This is a genomic window from Kitasatospora xanthocidica, assembly GCF_014656195.1.
Taxonomy (GTDB): Bacteria; Actinomycetota; Actinomycetes; order Streptomycetales; family Streptomycetaceae; genus Kitasatospora; species Kitasatospora xanthocidica.
Map to the genome: position 1 here is coordinate 128152 of NZ_BNBY01000002.1, position 20247 is coordinate 148398.

General features: G+C 74.9%; 17 protein-coding genes. 8 read left to right on the plus strand and 9 right to left on the minus strand.

The genetic code is table 11. The features are described 5' to 3' along the window. Nucleotides 1–5 precede the first annotated feature (5 nt). From IE332_RS03945 to IE332_RS03980, 8 genes are all read right to left on the minus strand, one after another. Entirely contained in the window at nucleotides 6–821 is an 816-nt protein-coding gene (locus IE332_RS03945) for a polysaccharide deacetylase family protein (RefSeq protein WP_189913664.1), read from the minus strand. Continuing rightward, entirely contained in the window at nucleotides 818–1792 is a 975-nt protein-coding gene (locus tag IE332_RS03950; RefSeq protein WP_189913665.1) for a glycosyltransferase family 2 protein, read from the minus strand. The genes IE332_RS03945 and IE332_RS03950 overlap by 4 nt, the downstream gene beginning before the upstream one ends. Then, nucleotides 1789–3330, minus strand: a complete 1542-nt coding sequence (locus tag IE332_RS03955) for a lipopolysaccharide biosynthesis protein (RefSeq protein WP_189913666.1) — start codon at nucleotides 3328–3330, stop codon at nucleotides 1789–1791. Before IE332_RS03955 ends, IE332_RS03950 begins: the two co-directional genes overlap by 4 nt. Before the next feature lie 7 nt (nucleotides 3331–3337). Next, nucleotides 3338–4678 carry a glycosyltransferase gene (locus IE332_RS03960; protein WP_189913667.1) on the minus strand — a complete coding sequence of 447 codons (1341 nt, stop codon included), beginning with the start codon at nucleotides 4676–4678 and terminating at the stop codon, nucleotides 3338–3340. After that, nucleotides 4678–5583, minus strand: a complete 906-nt coding sequence (locus tag IE332_RS03965; RefSeq protein WP_268256525.1) for a glycosyltransferase family 2 protein — start codon at nucleotides 5581–5583, stop codon at nucleotides 4678–4680. Before IE332_RS03965 ends, IE332_RS03960 begins: the two co-directional genes overlap by 1 nt. Before the next feature lie 431 nt (nucleotides 5584–6014). After that, nucleotides 6015–8129, minus strand: coding sequence for a putative bifunctional diguanylate cyclase/phosphodiesterase (locus IE332_RS03970; protein ID WP_189913668.1), 2115 nt, complete (start codon nucleotides 8127–8129; stop codon nucleotides 6015–6017). Then, nucleotides 8126–8326: a hypothetical protein gene (locus tag IE332_RS03975; protein WP_189913669.1), complete on the minus strand. Its 201-nt coding sequence runs from the start codon at nucleotides 8324–8326 to the stop codon at nucleotides 8126–8128. The genes IE332_RS03970 and IE332_RS03975 overlap by 4 nt, the downstream gene beginning before the upstream one ends. Next, nucleotides 8323–9129, minus strand: a complete 807-nt coding sequence (locus IE332_RS03980; RefSeq protein ID WP_189913670.1) for an SAM-dependent methyltransferase — start codon at nucleotides 9127–9129, stop codon at nucleotides 8323–8325. The genes IE332_RS03975 and IE332_RS03980 overlap by 4 nt, the downstream gene beginning before the upstream one ends. 288 nt (nucleotides 9130–9417) lie before the next feature. Between IE332_RS03980 and IE332_RS03985 the strand changes: the two genes are divergently transcribed. Both IE332_RS03985 and IE332_RS03990 read left to right on the plus strand, forming a co-directional pair. After that, complete coding sequence (locus tag IE332_RS03985; protein ID WP_189913671.1) at nucleotides 9418–11199, plus strand: glycoside hydrolase family 15 protein; 1782 nt, start codon at nucleotides 9418–9420, stop codon at nucleotides 11197–11199. A 104-nt stretch (nucleotides 11200–11303) separates the two neighbouring features. Next, a complete protein-coding gene (locus tag IE332_RS03990) occupies nucleotides 11304–11777 on the plus strand; it encodes an SRPBCC family protein (protein ID WP_189913672.1) in 474 nt (157 codons plus the stop codon). 71 nt (nucleotides 11778–11848) lie between these two features. Here the strand turns inward: IE332_RS03990 and IE332_RS03995 are convergent, their stop codons facing one another. Further along, entirely contained in the window at nucleotides 11849–12433 is a 585-nt protein-coding gene (locus tag IE332_RS03995) for an antibiotic biosynthesis monooxygenase (protein WP_189913673.1), read from the minus strand. Nucleotides 12434–12634: 201 nt separating this feature from the next. Here IE332_RS03995 and IE332_RS04000 point away from each other — a divergent pair, with 201 nt between their 5' ends. The 6 genes from IE332_RS04000 (at nucleotide 12635) to IE332_RS04025 (ending at nucleotide 20240) form a co-directional block, all read left to right on the plus strand. Continuing rightward, nucleotides 12635–13870 carry an aminotransferase class I/II-fold pyridoxal phosphate-dependent enzyme gene (locus IE332_RS04000; protein ID WP_189913674.1) on the plus strand — a complete coding sequence of 412 codons (1236 nt, stop codon included), beginning with the start codon at nucleotides 12635–12637 and terminating at the stop codon, nucleotides 13868–13870. Nucleotides 13871–14183: 313 nt separating this feature from the next. Further along, nucleotides 14184–15455 carry an ergothioneine biosynthesis glutamate--cysteine ligase EgtA gene (gene egtA / locus IE332_RS04005; protein WP_229928285.1) on the plus strand — a complete coding sequence of 424 codons (1272 nt, stop codon included), beginning with the start codon at nucleotides 14184–14186 and terminating at the stop codon, nucleotides 15453–15455. Further along, nucleotides 15452–16864 (plus strand): ergothioneine biosynthesis protein EgtB, encoded by a 1413-nt coding sequence (gene egtB / locus IE332_RS04010; RefSeq protein WP_189913676.1) that lies wholly within the window; start codon nucleotides 15452–15454, stop codon nucleotides 16862–16864. The genes egtA and egtB overlap by 4 nt, the downstream gene beginning before the upstream one ends. Further along, a complete protein-coding gene (gene egtC, locus IE332_RS04015) occupies nucleotides 16864–17613 on the plus strand; it encodes an ergothioneine biosynthesis protein EgtC (RefSeq protein WP_189913677.1) in 750 nt (249 codons plus the stop codon). The genes egtB and egtC overlap by 1 nt, the downstream gene beginning before the upstream one ends. A 43-nt stretch (nucleotides 17614–17656) precedes the next feature. Further along, nucleotides 17657–18628 (plus strand): L-histidine N(alpha)-methyltransferase, encoded by a 972-nt coding sequence (egtD, locus tag IE332_RS04020; RefSeq protein ID WP_189913678.1) that lies wholly within the window; start codon nucleotides 17657–17659, stop codon nucleotides 18626–18628. Between the two features lie 187 nt (nucleotides 18629–18815). Continuing rightward, complete coding sequence (locus IE332_RS04025; protein ID WP_229928286.1) at nucleotides 18816–20240, plus strand: sugar porter family MFS transporter; 1425 nt, start codon at nucleotides 18816–18818, stop codon at nucleotides 20238–20240. The last annotated feature ends 7 nt before the right edge of the window (nucleotides 20241–20247 follow it).

Genomic DNA, 20247 nt, shown 5'->3' on the forward strand with positions numbered 1-20247 from the left:
GGCCGTCACGTCTCCACCGGCCCGCCGACCGGTCGGCCGAGCCCGGCCCGGAGCCGCCGGTAGGCCCGCCACCCCTTGGTGCGCAGCCGCTCGGGGAAGGGCGCGACGGGGGCGCCGGTGCCCTGCGTCCAGCGCCGGAACAGCTCGGGCGGGGTGTCGGCGCGGACCATCAGCCGGGCGATCCGCAGCGGTTCGTCGCAGGAGGAGCTGAAGGCGTTGGCGACGGCGCAGGCGCTGGTCCAGCCGGCCTTCTGGACGCAGCGGCGCACGGCCGCGCTGGAGTACCCGTGCGGGTAGGCGAAGGAGCTGACGGGGTGGCCCAGCAGGTCCTCCAGCTGGATCTTGCAGCCGTACACCTCCTCGCGCAGCCGCCGGCCGGGCAGGGTGTCGAGCTGGGGGTGGGTGCGGGTGTGGCCGCCGATCTCGACGCCGAGCGCGTCGAGGTTGGCGAGCTGGCGCCAGCTGAGCATCGCGGCGGGCGGCAGCAGGCTGCCGTCGGCGGGGTGGCCGGGGGTGTGCAGCGCGCCGGTGGTGACGAACAGGGTGGCGGGCAGGTCGCGTTCGCCCAGCAGCGGGGCGACGGTCCAGTAGAAGTCCGCGAAGCCGTCGTCGAAGGTGAGCACGGCGCAGTGGTCGGGCACGGGCGGTCCGCCGCGCAGCGCGCCGACCAGGCGGTGCAGCGGGACGACGGCGAGGCCGGCGTCGGCGATCCGGTCGAGCTGTTCGGCCAGGACCCGCGGCCTGACGGTGTACGGGGCGATCCAGCCCGGCGGGTCGTCGCTGACCGCGTGGTAGAGGAAGACCGGGACGACGGTGCTCACTGCGTGCCCCCCGGGCGGGCCGCGGTGCTCCCGGGGCGTTCCCCGGCCGCGGCCCGGGCCCCGCGCAGCCGCCCGACCGCGTACCCGCCGGCCGTCCAGGCGACCCCGGTGAGCAGCGCCCCCGCCCGGCGCGGCCCGCCCCCGCCCGGGCGCAGGCAGCGGGCGAGGGCGCGCGGGACGGTCGAGCGCAGGTAGCGGCGTTCGCTGGCGAGCGCGGCGGCGGCCCCGCGGCGGCGGACGACGGCGGCCTTGGAGAGGCCCTCGGCGTAGCAGCGGGCGCGGAAGTACGCCCAGCGGGTGCGCGCGGCGGGGACGTGGTGGCGGACGGCGGCGGCGGGCCGGTAGAGCAGGACGGCGCCGGGCCGGCGGTCGGCAAGCCGCAGGCACAGGTCGGTCTCCTCGCAGCCGAGCGGGCGGGTGCCGATCCGGCCGAGGTCGGTCCGGAAGCCGCCGGCCGCGAGCACCTCGGCGCGCCGGAAGGACATGTTGGCGCCGATCAGGTTGCGGACCGGGGCCTCGTGCGGGGGCAGACCGCGGTAGGAGCAGCCGACCACCCAGTCGAACTCGGGCGGGAACCAGGCCGGGCGGGCGGTGTCCCAGCGCGGGCGGATCAGGCCGCCGACGCCGAGCACGCGCGGGTCGCGGTAGCCGGCCAGCAGGTGGTCGGCCCAGTCGGGTTCGGCGGCCGCGTCGTCGTCCAGGTAGGCGACGACGTCTCCGTGGGCGGCACCGGTGCCGGTGTTGCGGGCGCCGGACAGACCGCGGGCCTGCTGGTTCTCCAGGACGCGGACGCCGGTCAGTTCGGTACGGGCGAGGCGGGCGAGCTCGGGGCAGTGGTCGACGACCAGCAGGGTCTCGTCGGGCGGGCGGCGCTGGGCGGCGACGGAGCGGACGGCGTCGGCGAGGTCGTCCCAGCGGTCCGTGGTGTAGGCGCAGATGACCACCGAGAGGGTGGGCGCGGGGCCGCTCACGGCGCGCCTCCGGAGGGTCCGGCCACCGTCCCGGCCTGCCCGGCCTGCCTCGCCGACCGGGGCGCCCCGGAAACCGCGGATGCCCCGGACAACCCGGACACCCCGGACAGCCCGGACACCGCGGACGGCCCGGCCGTACCGGCCGCACCCGAGGCCGCGGGCGGCCTGGGCAGCCAGCGCGGCAGGGTGACCAGCAGCGGCAGGGCGACCAGGCATTCGGCGATCAGCCACCCGACGCCGACGCCGGTGAGCCCGTACCCGGGCAGCAGCACGACAACGAGGCCGACCGCGAGCAGGCAGAACGCGCACTGCAGCCCGATGATCCAGCCGAGGGCCCGGCGCGCCCGGGCCACGTCGATGGCGACGCTGAACAGCAGGTTGGGCAGCGCGGAGAGGGCGAGCAGCCGCAGCACCAGCGTGCCGTGCTCGGCGTAGGGGGCGCCGAACAGCCGCAGCAGCCAGGGCGCGGCGATCACCACGAAGCCGACGCCGACGGCGAGCAGGAGTCCGGCGTGCCGCAGCACCCGGCGGCCGTGTTCGGCGAGCCGTTCGGGGGCGTGCGCGGCCTCGACGATGAGTGAGCTGCCCATGTTGAGCGCGGCGAGGTACAGCGTGTAGGCGATGACCCAGGCGAGCGAGAAGTAGGCGTTGGCGGCGGCGCCGAACTGGTTGAGGACGAGCAGCGGCAGGATGTTGTAGGCGGTGAGCCGGAACAGCGAGCCGAGGTAGTCGGCGGCGCAGTAGCGCAGCAGTCTGGCGGGCGGCCGGCCGTCGGCGTGCCGGCGCCCGTGCGCGGGGATGCCGCGGCGGAACAGGAACAGGCTGGTGACGGTGAGCGAGACGGCGAGCGCGCCGGCCCAGGACAGCAGGATGCCGGTGCCGAGCGCCCAGACCGCGAACAGGGCGAGCAGGGCGGCCTTGGCCGCGGCGAACAGGGCGTTCTCGCCGAGCACCCAGTTCGGGCGGCGCAGCCCGGTGAGGGCGCCGTCCTGGAGGACGAACAGGCTGTACCCGGCGGTCGCGGCGACGAAGGCGAGTGCGTACGCCGGGGACTGCAGGAAGCTCAGTTCGGGGGCGAGTTGGGGGACCACGACGAGGAAGACGACGGCGACGGCGGCGCTGCAGGCGACGGCGGCGCCGTAACAGGCCGCCACCAGGCGCCGGGTGTGCGGTCCGACGGCGGGGACGAAGCGGACCAGGACGTCGCCGAGGGTGAGCTGTCCGATGCCGGAGAGCAGGCCGGCGGCGGAGAGCGCGGCGTAGCTGCGGCCGACGGTGTCGGGGCCGTACCAGCGGGTGGCGAGCATCCAGAACAGGGCGCCGAAGGCGGCGGTGAGGACCGAACTGGCGGTCAGCACGTGCCCGTTGCGCAGCAGCGGTTCCCCGGCGGTGGCGACCCGCAGGCGGGCCCGCAGCAGGGTGGTGTACGAGCACTCGCAGGGCAGCGGCAGCGGGCAGGAGCAGGCGCGGCGGCCCCGGGCCGGCCGGGTGGCGGGACCGGCGGCGGGCCCGGCGGCGGACGCGGTGCGCGCGGACACGGCGGGTTCACCCGGTCCGGCCCGCGGGGGTCCGGGCGAGTGCCCGGACCAGGTGGACGCTGCGCGCGTACCCGAGCGGGCCGTAGAGCAGGCCCTGCAGCTCCAGCCGGGCGAGGCGCCGGGTGGGGCGACGGCCCGCCCCGCCCGGGTCCGGCCGGGTGCGGGCGCGGTGGGCCGCGTAGCGGAGGCCGCTGGGCAGGCGGCGCAACAGGGCGGGCAGCATGGCGGGTTCGTGGTGGAGGGCGGCGACGAGGTAGGCGCCGAAGCCCGCGCCGTAGCCGAAGGCCTGGGCCGGCAGGGCGTCCATGGTGCGCCGGTGGCGGTGCCAGATGATGGCGTCGGGCACGTAGGCGAGGGCGTGGCCGGCGACCAGGATGCGGAAGAAGGCGAGCAGGTCGTCGCCGCCGCGGGCCGGGGTGCCGGTACCGGTGGCGGGGTCGAAGCCGCCGAGGGCGCGCAGCGGCGCGGTACGGAAGGCCATGTTGGCGCCGGAGCCGAAGCGGCCGGCGGCGAACGGGAAGAGCGGGTCGGCGAGGCGATCGCCGAGGCGGTCGGCGAGGGTCCAGGTCCGGGCGGCGAAGCCCTTGGCGAAGCCGCCGTGGTGCTCCAGCGCGGCCTGGGCGGGGGTGTCGAGTTCGGCGGGCAGGATCAGGCCGGTGACGCAGCCGATCCGCTCGTCCTCGGCGAAGGTCCGCGCCAGGGCGCCGATCCAGTCGGGGTCGGCGAGGGTGTCGTCGTCGGTGAAGGCGACGATCTCGCCGGTGACGGCGGCCAGCCCGGTGTTGTGGGCCCGGGCCAGGCCCGCCACCGGCTCGCGCAGGTAGCGGACCCGGCTCCGGTACCGGTCCCGGATCAGCCGTTCGGCGCTGTCGTCGGCGGGGGCGTTGTCCACGACGACGACCTCGAACCGCGGATAGCCGTTCCGCAGCAGGGAGTCGAGGCAGGATCGCAGCATGCCCGCGCGGTTGTGGGTGGCGACGACCACGCTGACGGTGACCGGGCCCGCGGGCACCCGGGCGCGGCCGGCCCGACCAGGGCGCGCCGCGGGTGTCGCGGTGGACAGGGCGGGAACGCGCAGTTCCCGGTGAGCGGCGTCGACCAGCGCCCGACGCAGCTCGGCGCTGTGGCCGGCTGCCCCGGTGGCCGTGACCAAGCCGAGCGGGTGTCCGTGCAGCCGCACCAACGCCAACACGCGTCCGTCCGGGGCGCCGGCACCGAGACCGCCGGGCGAGCGCAGCCCGCTCGGCTCGTCCAGGTCCAGGTCGACGACGCGGACGGGGGTGTGGAGCGAGTCGCGGACGGCGGGGCGCGGGCAGGCGGCTGCGGTGCGCCGGTCGGTGCCATTCATCAGCGCTCCCCCGCGGGGGCGGCCGCCGGGGACCGGGCACCGGGGCGCTCGGCGATCAGGGTCCTCAGCACCCGGCGGCCGTCGGAGACGGCGTGCAGGTGCGAGCGACCGCTGCGGCGGGGGAGTTCCAGGCTCGGCACTTCGGCGATCCGCAGCCCGGAGCGCAGCGCGTGCGCGACCATCTCGGCCTCGATCTCGAAGCCGGTGGACCGCAGGTCGAGCGCGTCCAGGAAGGAACGGCGGAAGGCGCAGTAGCCGTAGCACAGGTCGGTGAGCCGCGTGTCGTACAGCTTGTTGACGACGGCGAGCAGGGCCCGGTTGCCGAGCGAGCGGACCCGGGTGAAGTCGAGCGAACCGCCGCCGGCGATGCAGCGCGAGCCCTTGACGAAGTCGAACCCGTTGTCCAGGAAGTGCAGGAAGTGCGGGATCTCGCCGGGCCACATGGAACCGTCGGCGTCCATCATGACGACGTACTCGCCGGTGGCGGCGGCGAACCCGGTGCGCAGGGCGTTGCCCTTGCCGGGGCCGCGCTGCTGGACGCTGCGGACCGTCGGCAGGCAGTACCGGGCCATCGGGACGGTCGCGTCGCTGGACGCGCCGTCGACCAGGATGACCTCGTCGACGCAGCGCGGGATCTGCTCGAAGACCCAGGGGATGTTGCGGGCCTCGTTGTGGGCCGGGATCACGAGGCTGACCCGGTGGGTGGTGCCGATGCCGTCGCCGGCCCGGCGCGACGGCCGCTCGGCGCGGCGGCGGTCGGTCCGGTCGTCGGCCCGGCGGTCGGCCCGGTCGTCGGCGCGCCGGTTCGGGTGGGCCGGGCGGTCGGGCCCGGCGCGGTCGGGCGCGGTCCGATCGGGCACGGAGCCGGGGCTCCGGGCGGGGCGGGAGTCTGCGTCGGGAGACATGGTGGTGCTCATCTGAGCGGCCTCTCGGGGGGAGGCTGTGGGCGGGCGCCGGCACGGCGCGGCCCCTGGTGTCCGGCGAACGGGCGACCGGTGCGGGCGGATACGCGCGGGTCGAGCCCGGTGGGGAAGCCCGGAAGGGGATCCCGGAGACGGGGTCCCGGGGCTGCCAATACGTTGGAGCGGCTGTGGCGGCCGAGTGGGGTGCGCACCGCCGTCGCGCTCCCGGCGCCCGGAGGCGCCGATCGTACGAACTGGCCGAGAGTCCTCACCACCTCGGTGGGAGGGGGCCAGAACCCCATCCTCCGCCGGTACGGACAGTCACGTCAAGAGTCTTCCGTCCGCTTTTATGGCGACTTTTGATGACGCTGGGTAATGTATATGCCTTGGGGCCCGCTGCGGGCCCCCGTCCACCCTCGTCCGAACCGGGCGGCTCAGCCCTCGATCGGACGCCCCTTCGGCTCCTCCACGATCCGCCGGGCGATCTCGGCCGGTCGCACCGGGCGGCCGAAGTGCCAGCCCTGCGCCCAGTCGCAGCCGATGGTCCGCAGCCGCTCGGCGTCCCTGGCGGTCTCCACACCCTCGGCCGTGACGTTCAGTCCGAGCGTGTGCGCCATCGACACCAGACCGCTGACGATCCGCCACCCGGTGGACTCGTCCTTGCCCGGCTCGTGCAGATCGCCCACGAAGGACCCGGCGATCTTCAGCCCGGAGACCGGAAGGTCGCGCAGGTAGGCGAGGTTGGACCAGCCGGTCCCGAAGTCGTCCACGGCCAGTGACACCCCGAGGTCGACCAGCCCGTGCAGGGTGCGCAGCGCCTCGTCCTCGGGCCCGACCACGGTCGACTCGGTGATCTCCAGCTGCAGCCGGGCCGGGTCCAGCCCGCTGCCGTCCAGGATCCGGCCGAGGTCGCCGACCAGCCCGGCGTTGCGGGCCTGGCGGACCGCCAGGTTGACGTTGAGCTGCGGCGCCGCGTCGCCGAACCGCTTGATCCAGTCCGCGGCCTGACCGCACGCCTGCTCCAGCACCCAGCGGCCGAGCGGCATGATCAGCCCGGTCTCCTCGGCCGTGGTGACGAACTCGTCCGGGCCGAGCACGCCGAGCTGCGGGTGACGCCAGCGCACCAGCGCCTCCACGGCGGCCAGCCGGCCGTCCGCGAGCCGGTACAGCGGCTGGTAGTCGATGAAGAACTCGCCGCGGTCGAGGGCCGCCGGCATCCGCACCGACACCGCGTAGCGGCTGACCGCGCGGGCGTTCTCCTTGGGGTCGAACAGCGTCCAGCGACCGCGGCCGGCCTCCTTCGCGCGGTACAGCGTGAGGTCGGCGGCCCGGACGGCGGCGCCCGGGGTCGTCGTGGACACCCGCCGCTCCAGCACGCCCACGCTGGCACCCACCGCGAGCTTGTGGTCACCGATCAGCACCGGCCCGTCCAGCGCCCTGAGCACCGTCTTGGCCGCCGCCACCGCCTCCTGCTCACCGCGGCACTGCTCCAGCAGGACGACGAACTCGTCACCGCCGAGCCGGGCCACCAGGTGGCCGAGCGGGGTCAGGGCGGCCTTCAGCCGGGCGGCGACCGCGGACAGCAGCTGGTCGCCCATGTCGTGTCCGAGGCTGTCGTTGACCACCTTGAAGCCGTCGAGGTCGACGTAGCAGAGGCCGAAACGGGCGCCCGGCTCCGGATCCTCGAACAGCGTCTCCAGCCGCTCGAAGAAGGCGGCGCGGTTCGGCAGGCCGGTCAGCGGGTCGTGGGTGGCCTGGTGGCGCAGCCGCTCCTGGAGCCGGTACCGGTCGGTGACGTCCTCCAGCATCGCGACCTGGTACTGCGGGGCGCCGTCGTCGTCGCGGATCAGCGAGACGGTCAGGTGGGTCCAGACCACCTCGCCGTCCTGCCGGTAGTACGGCTTGTCGAACTGGAAGTAGTCCCGCTTGCCGCTGATCAGCTCCTCGTACGCCTCCCACACGCCCGGGGTGTCCTCGGGGTGGACGAGGTCGCCGACCCGGCGGCCGATCATGTCCGCCGGGCCCGCGCCGAACAGCTCCTGCAGGGCCTTGTTGACGGCCATGATGTTGCCGTCGGTGTCACCGATGCCGATGCCGATCGCCGCGCTCTCGAACAGCGCCCGGAACCGCGCCTCGGAGGCGCGCAGCGCCCGCTCCGCCTCCTTGCGGGCGGCGTCGGCGGCCGTGCGGATCGCCTCCTGCTCGCGCAGCGTGCGCTCGCGCAGGGCGGCCGCCCAGCCGGCCGCGAACGCGCCGGTCAGCGCCGGGCCGCGGTCGTCCGCCAGCCGCTGCGCCTGGAGCAGCTCGACCGCCCGGGCCAGCAGCACCGGGTCGGTGAAGTGCGCGTCGACCAGCTCGGCGCCGGCCTGCGTGGCCAGCCTCGGCTCGAACGGGGTGTCCCCCTGGGCGCGGTGCAGCAGCGCGGCGGTCCGCGCGACCAGCCGGTTCAGCAGGTCGGGGTGGACGGCGATGCCGTGGTCGGCCGAGAGCAGCCGGGCCCACTCCTCGTGGAACCGCTCGGCGTCGCCGCGTACCGGGGTGCCGCTCATCGGCGCACCCCGGGCCCGTCGTGCCGGCTGGACGCCGCGTGTCCGAGCGCGGGCACCGGTGTGCCGCCGCGCTCGCTGCGGACCGTGCCGCCGTGCTCGCCGCCGGCCGTGCCGCCGTGCGCGGGCAGCGCCGGTCTCCCGGCGGCCGCCGCGCCGGGCGGGCGGCCGTCGGTGTCTCGTCCGTCCCGTCCGCTCAAGGGCGGAACCCCACGCCCGCCACCCCGGTCATCCGCTCGGGGTGCTCGCCGACCGACTCCGGCTGGTCCGGGCGCCACTGCGGCAGGTAGACCACGCCCGGCTCGACCAGGTCGAAACCGGCGAACATCGCGGTGATCTGCTCGTGGGTGCGCATGGTCAGCGGGGTCGGCGTCATCCGGTAGAGCTTCTGGTGGTCCTCCGCCTGGTCGGGGCGGCCCTCCAGGGACGCGTGCGAGAGCACCAGCGCGCTGCCCGGGCGGAGGGCGTCCCGGATCACGCCGATCAGCTTGCACGGGTCCTCGTCGTCACTGACGAAGTGCGCGACGGCCACCAGCAGCACGGCCACCGGCTCGCCCTCCGCGAGCAGTTCGGTGACCTCGGGGCGGGCCATCAGGTCGTCGACGTCGCGCAGGTCGGCCTGGACGACGGAGCTGGCCGGGTCGCCCTCCAGCAGCAGCCGGCTGTGTGCGACGGCGACCGGGTCGCGGTCCACGTAGACGACCTTCGCCTCGGGGCGGATCGCCCGGGCGATCTCGTGCACCGCGCCGAAGGTCGGGATGCCGGAGCCGATGTCGAGGAAGCGGGTGACGCCCTGCTCGGCGAGGAAGGTCACGGCGCGGCGCAGGAAGGCCCGGTTGGAGCGCATGATCTGCGGCAGCTCCGGCCACAGGGCCAGCGCCTTGCGGGCCATCTCCCGGTCGACCTCGAAGTTGTGCGAGCCCCCCAGGTAGTAGTCGTAGACCCGCGCGGCGTTCGGTTTGTCCAGGTCCGTGCCCTCCGGTACCCAGCTCGGTCGCCGCATGCCTGTGACTCCTTCACTCCGGTTACGGGAAGGCAGTGCCGCCAGGGCACTCCTGTGACAGATGAGACTACAAGCACAGAAGATCCTCCTCCGCACCTCGAACGGGTGCAAGCGGAGTGCCGGACTCCCAAGGGGCTCCCGGGGGACTCCTGGGGGACTCCTGGAGGCTTCCCGGGGGCCGACGGGCGGGTCGACGGGCGGGTCGACGGGCGGGTCGACGGGCGCGTCGTCCGACCTGCGGGATGGCGGGGGCGCGACCCACAATGGGCGTGATGACCGGAGGCCGTCATGACCGGAGGCATCGAGGACTACGCCCTCATCGGCGACCTGCAGACCGCCGCCCTGGTGGGCCGGGACGGATCGGTCGACTGGCTCTGCCTGCCCCGCTTCGACTCCCCCAGCTGCTTCGCCGGGCTGCTCGGCGACCAGCGCCACGGCGCCTGGCGGATCGCCCCGGCCGGCGCCGCCGAGTGCCACACCCGCCGGTACCAGGGCGACAGCCTGGTCCTGGTGAGCGAGTGGCAGGCCCCCGACGGGCGGGTGCGGATCACCGACTTCATGCCGCAGCGCGGCCAGGACGGGCAACGCGACCCGCAGCTGATCCGGATCGTGGAGGGCCTCGACGGCACCGTCCCGATGCGCGGCGCCCTGCGGCTGCGCTTCAACTACGGGCGGATCGACCCGTGGGTCCGGCGCACCGGGCACCACCGGGTCGCCGTCGCCGGGCCCGACTCCGCCTGGCTGCGGGTGCCACCGGGGGTCCACACGTACGGACTGGACGGCGTCACCACCTCGGAGTTCACCGTCACCGCCGGGCTCCGCGTGCCCTTCGTCCTCACCTGGCAGCCCTCCCACCTGGCCTCCGCCCCGCGCACCGACCCCGAGCAGGCGCTGCTCGCCACCCTCGACCGGTGGCAGCGCTGGGCGTCCGGCTGCCGCTACCGGGGCGAGTGGCGCTCGGCCGTGCTGCGTTCACTGCTCACTCTCAAGGCGCTCTCCTACGCCCCCACCGGCGGGATCGTCGCGGCCGCCACCTCCTCCCTGCCGGAGCGGATCGGCGGCCCGCGCAACTGGGACTACCGCTTCTGCTGGCTGCGCGACTCCTCGATGACGCTCTCCGCCCTGCTGCGCGGCGGATTCCGGGAGGAGGCCGCCGCCTGGCGACGCTGGCTGCTGCGCGCCATCGCGGGAGGCCCCCGGCACGTCCAGACCGTGTACGGGGTCGCCGGGGAGCGGGTGCTCGGCGAGACCACCGCCGACTGGCTGCCCGGGTACGAGGGCTCGCGGCCGGTCCGGTTCGGCAACGCCGCCGTCGACCAGCTCCAACTCGACGTCTACGGCGAGGTGGTGGACACCCTCCACCTCGCGCTGCTGGCGGGCCTGCCGATGGAGCGGCACGTCTGGACGCTGCTGCGCTCGCTGATGGACCACCTCGAACGGCACTGGCGCGAGCCGGACGAAGGACTGTGGGAAGTACGCGGCGGGCGGCGGCACTTCGTCCACTCCAAGGTGATGTGCTGGGTGGCCGCCGACCGCGCCGTCCGGCTCGCCGAGACCACCGGACTGCCCGCGCCGGCCGACCGTTGGCGGGCGCTGCGCGACGCCGTCCACGCCGACGTCTGCGCGCACGGCTACGACCGGCAGCGCGGCGTGTTCGTCCAGCACTACGGGGGGCGGGGGCTGGACGCGGCCACCCTGTTCGTGGTCAAGACCGGCTTCCTGCCGCCGGACGACCCCCGGGTCGTGCGCACCGTGGACGCCGTCCGGGACGGGCTCGACCACGGCGGGCTGGTCCGCCGCTACCGGGCCGGCACCCACGGCGACGGGCTCCCGGGCGGCGAAGGCGCCTTCCTGGCCTGCTCGTTCTGGCTCGCCGACGCGCTCGCCGCGATGGGACGGACGGACGAGGCGCGGGCGCTGTTCGCGCGGGTGGTCGGGCACGCCAACGACCTCGGACTGCTCTCCGAACAGTGGGACCCGCATGCCAGACGCCAACTCGGCAACACACCACAGGCGTTCAGCCATGTGGCGCTGGTCAACACCGCCTTCGCACTGGCCGAGCCCGGGTAGCGGCGACGGGCGGGAAGCCACGGACGGGACAGCCGCGGGCGGGGCCGCGGGACGACCACGGAAAGGCCTGCCGGGGCGGCGCGGTACGGGGATAGGGTGAGTGCGTGGACCCCAACCGCTACCGCTTCCGGGTCGTTTGGCGGCTCGCGGCACCGGCGCGCGCCGTGTACGCGGCACTGGAGGACGTCCGGAGCTACCCGCTGTGGTGGCCGGAGATCCGCGAGGTCCGGCCGGCCGGCGACGAGACCGGGGAGGTCGTGGTGCGCGCGCTGCTGCCGTACCGGCTGGTGATCGGCCTGGAGACGCGCCGGCGGGACCCGGTGGCCGGAGTCCTGGAGGTCGCGATGCACGGCGACCTGAACGGGTGGTCACGGTTCACCGTCACCCCGGACGACGGGGACGGTGCCGGCAGCCGGGTGCTGTTCGAGGAGGACACCCGGCCCGGGAAACCACTGCTGCGCCGTCTGGCCCTGCCGCTGCACCCGGTGTTCCGGGCCAACCACGCGGTGATGATGCGCCGGGGTCGGCGCGGGCTGGCGGCGCATCTGACGGCGGGCGGGCGGACGACGTTCAGATGACAGCTGACAGATTTCAGATTTCGAAATCTGAAATCTGAAATCTGTCAGCTGAAAGTTGTCATCTGTCAGCCCTACGCCCCCGGGAAGAGCCACCGCCGCAGCGCCCGGGTCACCACCGGCAGCGCCGCGTACGTCATCAGCACGCTGATCAGCGGCGCCGTGACCAGCGGTCGGACGGCCACCGGCAGTCCCGTCAGGTGCGGCCCGATCAGGACCGCGGAGGCCACGACCAGTGGCGCGATGGCGATCGTCGAGGCCACCGCCATCCGCCAGCGCACCGGCGGCCGGCGCTGCGCGGCGCCCGGGGTGGTGGCGAACCAGCCCTCCATCCCGTGGATCTCGTGCCGGTGCACCTCGTGGTGGTGGCCGTCCGCCTTGGCGAAGCAGGCCGCCCGCACCGGGGAGTCCTGCCAGGAACGGAACGCCTCGGTGTCCCGGAAGTGCAGCAGCAGGTGCCAGGGTTCGTCCGGGCCGGACGGGCGCAGCAGCCCGGTGCCGAGGTTGCCCGCGTGCTCGGTGGCCGCGGCGAGGATGCCCTCCGCCCACCGCTCGAAGGCCTCCTCGTACCCCGGCTCCACCCGCCGCGCCACGAACAGCGTGACCTCCTCGCCCTGCTCGGTCGGCCCACCGACCGCCCCCCGTACCGTCGCAGCCATCCTCGCCGCCCCTCTCCCCGGTCTCCCCGACCGTCCCCGTTGGCGCGTCGTTCGCGCGTCCCCGCCGGCCCAGCGGCCGCGAGCCGCCGGGCAGCCTACGGGCCGCCCGGTGATCCGCCCACCCGCGCCCGAACCGTGGGACGCCACGGCGCCACAAGCCCTAACGTGGCCGGAGCGTCCCGACGCACCGGAGGCCCGCCCATGACCGCCCCACCCGCCACGCCCACCGGCCCCACCGGCCCCGCCGACCGGCCCGGCCCCGCCGAGGGCTTCGACTTCGTCGCCCCCTTCGACCGCTCCGGTACGGGCAGCAGCAAGTGGGCCCGGGCCGGGGACCCCGGGGTGATCCCGATGGGCCTCGCCGACATGGACCTCCCCGGCCCGCCCGCCGTCGCCCGGGCCCTGGCCCGGCGCGCCCGCCACCGCGCGTACGGCTACACGGTGTGCGACCCGTCCGGCCGCACGCTGGTGGCCGACTGGTACCGCGCCCGGCACGGGGTCGAGGTGGATCCGGACTGGGTCCTGCTGCTGCCCTGCGGCCCCCGCACCGCCCTGCGCGTCCTGCTGGAGACCGTCCGGCCGCAGACCGCGCCGTACCCGCCCGTCCTCTTCCCCGCCCCCGAGTGGGGCGGATTCGCCCAGCTCTGCCGCGCCGCGCGGCTCCCGTACCGGGAACTGCCGCTGCCCGTCGGCCCGGACGGCTACCAACTCCCGGACGGCCCGTTCCCCGGCCCGGCCGCCGCCGTGCTGCTCAGCAGCCCGCACAACCCCTCCGGCCGGGTCTGGCCGGCGGACGGGCTACGCGCGCTGGCCGGACGGGCGGCGGAGGCGGGCGCGCTGCTGGTCTCGGACGAGGTGCACGGAGACCTGACCCACCCCGGGCACGTCCACCCCGTCGCCGTCACCACCGTCGACCCGGCCCACCGGAACGGCGTGGTGACCCTGAACTCGGTGGGCAAGACCTTCAACTGCTCGGGCATCCCCAGTGCCTTCGCGCTCGTTCCCGACCCCGCGCTGCGCGCCCGGTTCGGCGAGGCCCTGGCGGGCTACGGCCTCTGGGAGGGCGGGCTGGTGGAGCAGACCGTGCAGCACGCGGCGCTGCGCGAGGGCGGCCCGTGGCTGGACGCGCTGCTGGCCCACCTCGCCGCCGCCCGTACCCGGCTGACCGACCGGCTCGGGCCCGCCGTCCGCTCCGCCCCGCAGGCCTCGTACCTGCTCTGGCTGGACGCCGCCGCCCTCGGCCTGCCGCCGGCGGCGGCCCGGCGGGCGCTGCTGGAGCGCTGCGGCCTGGAGGCTTCCGACGGCGGCGATTTCGGCCAGGCCGGCCACGGTTCGCTGCGGCTGAACTACGCCCTGCCGGGCTCGGTGCTGGACACCGTGCTGGCCCGGCTGGAGCGGCTGGGGCGGCTCGACGCTGGGCCCGCCATCCGCCCGTGACTCCGGCTGCTGCGCGAGGCACGTGCCGGGCCGGGAACGCCGTGCGCACGCTTGCGCACGGACCGCTCCCGGCCCCGGTTTCACCCGTTCGCTGCGCCCCTGACCTGCGGAAACGAACATTCACGCGATTTTTGCGGAGCGCCGCCGCATGCTCCGTAGCAGACTGGGCAAGGTAGACCGGGCCGCAATCGTGATCCCGAGGATGGTGAGTCCGGTGATACCGACATCCCCCGCCACTCCGCCCGACCGGCAGAGCGCACCGCCGCCCCCCACGGGGGTGACCCCGCTGACCGAATCGGGGGCGCGCAGCCACGTGTCGGGTGTCTGTTTCAAGATCGGACCGCCCCGGCTGGTGGGGGTCGAGGTCGAGTGGTTCGTCCATGACGATCGATGTCCCACCCGGCCCGTCAGGCCGGAACTGCTCCACGCCGCACTGGAGTCGCTGCCCCTCGGCGGCACCGACGGCACCTCGCTCCCCTCCGGTTCGCGCCTCACGCTCGAACCCGGCGGACAGGTCGAGCTCAGCTCCCCGCCCGCCACCGGCCTCGTGGCCTGCGTCGAGGACACCCGACGCGATCTGACCGCCCTGCGGGCCGCCTTCGCGGCGCAGGGCCTGCGCCTCACCGGCACCGGGACCGACCCGCTGGCCCGCCCCCGGCGGATGGTGCTGGACCACCCCCGCTACCTCGCGATGGAGCGCTTCTTCGACTCCGCCGGGCCCTGGGGCCGGATCATGATGACCGGTACCGCGTCGGTGCAGGTGTGCCTGGACGCCGGCGACGCGGACGGTCCGCAGGCGGTGGAACGCCGCTGGCAGCTGGTCCACCGGCTGGGCCCGGTGCTGATCGCCGCCTTCGCCAACTCCCCGCTGCTGGACGGCCGCCCGACCGGACACCGGTCGACCCGGCAGACCGTCTGGTCCCGGATGGACCCGACCCGCACGCTGGCCCCGGACCCGGACCACGGCGACCCGCGCGAGGCCTGGGCGCAGTACGTGCTGGACGCCGAAGTGCTGTGCGTACGAAGGCCGGAGGGGCTGCCGTGGACGGCGCCGCCGGGACTGACCTTCCGCGAGTGGATCCGCGGTCGCGGCGAACGCCCGCCCACGCTCGCCGACTTGGACTACCACCGCACCACCCTCTTCCCGCCGGTACGCCCGCGCGGCCACCTGGAGCTGCGGATGATCGACGCCCAGCCCGGGGACGGCTGGGTGGTGGTCACCGCGCTGGTCACGGCACTGCTGGACGACCCGGTGGCCGCCGACACCGCGCTGGCCGCGCTGGAACCGCTGGACCCCTCCGGCCGGCCGGAGGGCAAGGACGGTCCGCGCCCGCCCCGCAGCGACGCCTGGCGCCGCGCCGCCACCCTGGCGGTGGCCGACCCCGAGCTGCGCCGCGCCGCCCTCACCTGCTTCGCCGCCGCCGACGCCGCGCTGGGCCGCCTGCCCGGCGCCGGGCGGTTGCGCACCGCCGTCGCCGAGTTCGCCGAGCGCTACCCCGCGCGCGGCCGCTGCCCGGCCGACGACCAGCTGGACGCCCTGCGCTCCGGCACCCGACGCACTCCCATGGAGGAGGCCGCACCATGACCGACGTCCGACCGAACGGCCCGACCGCGGCTCCCGCACCCCGCACCGGTCCCCGCACCGCCACCGACCCCGGGGCCGCCCGCGGGATCGAGGCCGCCCGCGGCATCGAGGACCTGCGCGAGACCATCGCCGACGAGCTGCTGGCCGCCCGCGCCCGGACCGCCGCGCTGACCGACTGCGTCGGGGACGGCGACCTCACCGCCCAGCACTCCCCGCTGATGTCCCCGCTGGTCTGGGACCTCGCGCACATCGGCAACCAGGAGGAGCTCTGGCTGCTGCGCAACGTCGGCGGCCGCGACCCGATGCACCCGGAGATCGACGGGCTCTACGACGCCTTCCAGCACCCCCGGGCGGAGCGCCCCAGCCTGCCGCTGCTGCCGCCCGCCGAGGCCCGCGCCTACTCCCACGAGGTGCGCGGCCGGGTGCTGGACCTGCTCGCCGCCAGTCCGCTGGAGGGCGCTCCGCTGCTGGAGGCCGGGTTCGCGTTCGGGATGATCGCGCAGCACGAACAGCAGCACGACGAGACGATGCTGATCACCCATCAGCTGCGCAGGGGCGAGCCGGCACTGGCCGCTCCCCCGCCGCCGCCCGTACCGGCGGACGCGGCCGCGCTGCCCGCCGAAGTCCTGATCCCGGCGGGCCCGTTCACCATGGGCACGGACACCGAGCCGTGGGCGCTGGACAACGAGCGCCCGGCGCACACCGTCGACCTGCCGGCCTTCCTGCTGGACACCACGCCCGTCACCAACGCCGCCTACCGGCGCTTCATCGCCGACGGCGGCTACGACGAGCCGCGCTGGTGGACGCCGGAGGGCTGGGAGCACCGGCAGCGCGCCGGGCTGACCGCCCCGCTGTTCTGGCAGCACCGGGACGGCGAGTGGCTGCGCCGCCGCTTCGGCGCGGTCGAACCGGTGGTGCCGGACGAGCCGGTGCTGCACGTCAGCTGGTACGAGGCGGACGCGTACGCGCGGTGGGCCGGGCGGCGGCTGCCGACCGAGGCGGAGTGGGAGAAGGCGGCCCGGCACGACCCGGCCACCGGCCGCTCCCGCCGCTACCCCTGGGGGGACCAGGCGCCCGGCCCCGAGCACGCCAACCTCGGCCAGCGCCATCTGCGCCCGGCCGGGGCCGGCAGCTACCCGGAGGGCCGGTCCCCGTACGGCGTCCGGCAGCTGATCGGCGACGTCTGGGAGTGGACGGCCAGTGACTTCCGCCCGTACCCGGGCTTCCGGGCCTGGCCGTACCAGGAGTACTCGGAGGTCTTCTTCGGCCCCGAGTACAAGGTGCTGCGCGGCGGCTGCTTCGCGGTGGCGCCGGTCGCCTGCCGCGGCACCTTCCGCAACTGGGACTACCCGATCCGGCGGCAGATCTTCGCCGGGTTCCGCACCGCCCGCGACCTGGGCGATGCCTGATGTGCCGTCATCTTGCCTACCTGGGTGAGCCGTTGGCGCCACGGGAGCTGCTGGTGCAGCCGCCGTACGGGCTGCAGCGGCAGTCCTGGGCGCCCCGGACGCAGCAGTACGGCACGGTCAACGTGGACGGCTTCGGCCTCGGCTGGTACGCGGACGGCGACGAGGTGCCGGCCCGCTACCGCCGGACCGGGCCGATCTGGGCGGACGCGGCCTTCGCCGACCTCGCCCGGGTGGTCCGCACCCGGGCGCTGCTGGCCGCCGTGCGCTCCGCCACCGAGGGCTGCGCGGCGGGCGAGAGCGCGGCCGCGCCGTTCGGCGCCGGGCGCTGGCTGTTCAGCCACAACGGCGCGGTGGCCGGCTGGCCCGGCAAGCTGGACGCCCTGGCCGCGCTGCTGCCGCCGGCCGAGCTGCTGGAGCTGGAGGCGCGCACCGACTCGGCCCTGCTGTGGGGCCTGACCCTGCACCGGCTGCGGGCCGGCGCCGGGCTCGGCGAAGCGCTGGCGGGCACCGTCGCGGACGTCACCGCGCACACCACCGGTCGGCTCAACCTGCTGCTCACCGACGGCACCGCGCTCGCCGCGACCACCTGGGGCGACACCCTGCACCACCGCACCCTGCCCGGCCTCGGCACGGTGGTGGCCTCCGAGCCGTACGACGACGCACCGGACTGGACGGCCGTCCCGGACGGCTCGCTGCTGCTGGCCGACGGGAACGGCGTCGCCGTGCACCCGCTCCCCGGCCGCGACTGACCCCACTGTCCCTTCATCTTCTGAACAGAGGAACCACCCTGTCATGGACACCTTCGAACTCACCCGACTGCTGCCCGCCGACCACTTCAGCACCACGCTGCGCCAGGACGTCCAGCACGGCCTGACCGCCGAACCCAAGTGGTTGCCGCCGAAGTGGTTCTACGACGCGCGGGGCAGCGAGCTGTTCGAGGAGATCACCCGGCTGCCCGAGTACTACCCGACCCGCGCCGAACGGGCCATCCTGACCGCCCGGGCCGGCGAGATCGCCGCCGCCACCGGGGCCCGCACCCTGGTCGAGCTGGGCTCCGGCTCCTCCGAGAAGACCCGGCTGCTGCTCGACGCGCTGCGCGGGCTCGACACCCTGGAGACGTACGTCCCGGTGGACGTCAGCGAGAGCGCGCTGACCGCGGCCGGCAGCGCGCTGGCCGCCGAGTACCCCGGACTGGCGGTGCACGGCGTGCTGGCCGACTTCACCGCCCGGCTCGGCCTGCCCCCGGAGGGCGGCCCGCGCCTGGTCGCCTTCCTCGGCGGCACCCTCGGCAACCTGCTGCCCGAGGAGCGCGCGGCCTTCCTGCGCGGCCTGCGCGGCTCCCTCGACCCGGGCGACTTCCTGCTGCTCGGCACCGACCTGGTCAAGGACCCGGCGGTCCTGGTCGCCGCCTACGACGACTCCGCCGGGGTGACCGCCGAGTTCAACCGGAACGTGCTCAACGTGCTCAACCGCGAGCTGGGCGCCGACTTCGACCCGGACGCCTTCGAGCACGTCGCGCTCTGGGACGCCGAGCGGGAGTGGATCGAGATGCGGCTGCGCTCGCTGCGCTCGCAGACCGTGAAGATCCCGGCGCTGGACCTGCCGGTGCACTTCGCCCGCGGCGAGGAGCTGCGCACCGAGGTCTCGGCCAAGTTCCGCCGCGAACGGGTGGCCGACGAGCTGGCGGCGGCCGGGCTGCGGCTGAGCCACTGGTGGACGGACCCGGCGGGCCGGTTCGGGCTCTCGCTCTCCGCCCCGGCGTAGCGGAGGCCGCCGGCGAGCGCCCGGGAGCGCACCAGGCACACGCCGGACCCGTGCCGGGGAGCTCAATTTGGTTGTTCACCTTACGAATTCTAGGAACCAGATTGAGCCACTCGGTGTACAAGAGTTAAACGATTGGGGTTACGATTTCGGCTACGAACTCAGCGTTGAGTACCAGGAGTCAGAGATCGTGAGCGTCACCCAGCAGCCCTCCGGGGCGGTCGAGGCCCCCGCGCCCGGCCGCCTCGGCTTCGTCGTCTTCATCACCGCCGCCGCCGCACTCGGCGGCTTCCTGTTCGGCTACGACAGCTCCGTGATCAACGGCGCCGTCTCCGGAATCCAGGCGAAGTTCGGCGTCGGAAGCGGCGTGACCGGTCTGATCGTCTCCTCGGCCCTGCTGGGCTCGGCGATCGGCGCCGCGATGGCCGGACGGTTCGCCGACCGGTACGGCCGCATCAAGGTCATGAAGGCCGGCGCCCTGCTGTTCGCGGTCAGCGCGGTCGGCTCGATGCTGCCGTTCTCCGCCTGGGACCTCGCCTTGTGGCGCGTCCTCGGCGGCGCGGCCATCGGCATCGCCTCGGTGATCGCCCCGACCTACATCGCCGAGGTCGCGCCGACCAAGTACCGCGGCCGCCTCGCCTCCTTCCAGCAGGCCGCGATCGTGCTCGGCATCGCGATATCCCAGCTGGTCAACTGGCTGCTGGCGCAGGCCGCCGGCGACGACACCCGCGGGCAGCTGCTCGGCCTGGAGGCCTGGCAGTGGATGCTGGGCATCTGCGTCCTGCCGGCCGTCGTGTACTTCGTGCTCGCCTCGGTCATCCCCGAGTCCCCGCGCTTCCTGATCCAGGCCGACCGCCTGACCGACGCCCGCAAGGTGCTCACCCAGGTCGAGGGCGAGGGCGTGGACACCGACGCCCGGATCGCCGAGATCCGGTCGCTGATCGACTCCGACCACCGCCCGCGCTTCCGAGACCTGCTCGGCGGCCGGTTCGGCCTGCTCCCGATCGTCTGGGTCGGCATCGGCCTGTCGGTCTTCCAGCAGCTGGTCGGCATCAACGTGATCTTCTACTACTCGTCGATCCTGTGGCAGTCGGTCGGCATCGACCAGAGCAACTCGCTGCTGATCAGCTTCATCGGCTCGGTCATCAACATCCTCGGCACCGTGATCGCGATCGTGCTGGTCGACCGGATCGGCCGCAAGCCGCTCGCCCTGATCGGCTCGGTCGGCATGGCGGTCTCGCTCGGCGCGGCCGGCTGGGCGTTCTCCGCGGCCACCGGCAGCGGCGACAACCTCACCCTGCCCGACCTGCAGGGCACCGTCGCCCTGATCGCCGCCAACGCCTTCGTGCTGTTCTTCGCGATGTCCTGGGGCGTGGTCGTCTGGGTGATGCTCGGCGAGATGTTCCCGAACCGGATCCGCGCCGCCGCGCTCTCCGTCGCCGCCTCCGCGCAGTGGATCGCCAACTGGGTGATCACCGTCTCGTTCCCGTCCATGTCGCGGTGGAACCTGTCGGCGACCTACCTGATCTACGCCGCCTTCGCGGCGCTCTCCGCCCTCTTCGTGGCGAAGTACCTGAAGGAGACCAAGGGCATCCGGCTCGAGGACATGGGCTGACAGCCCG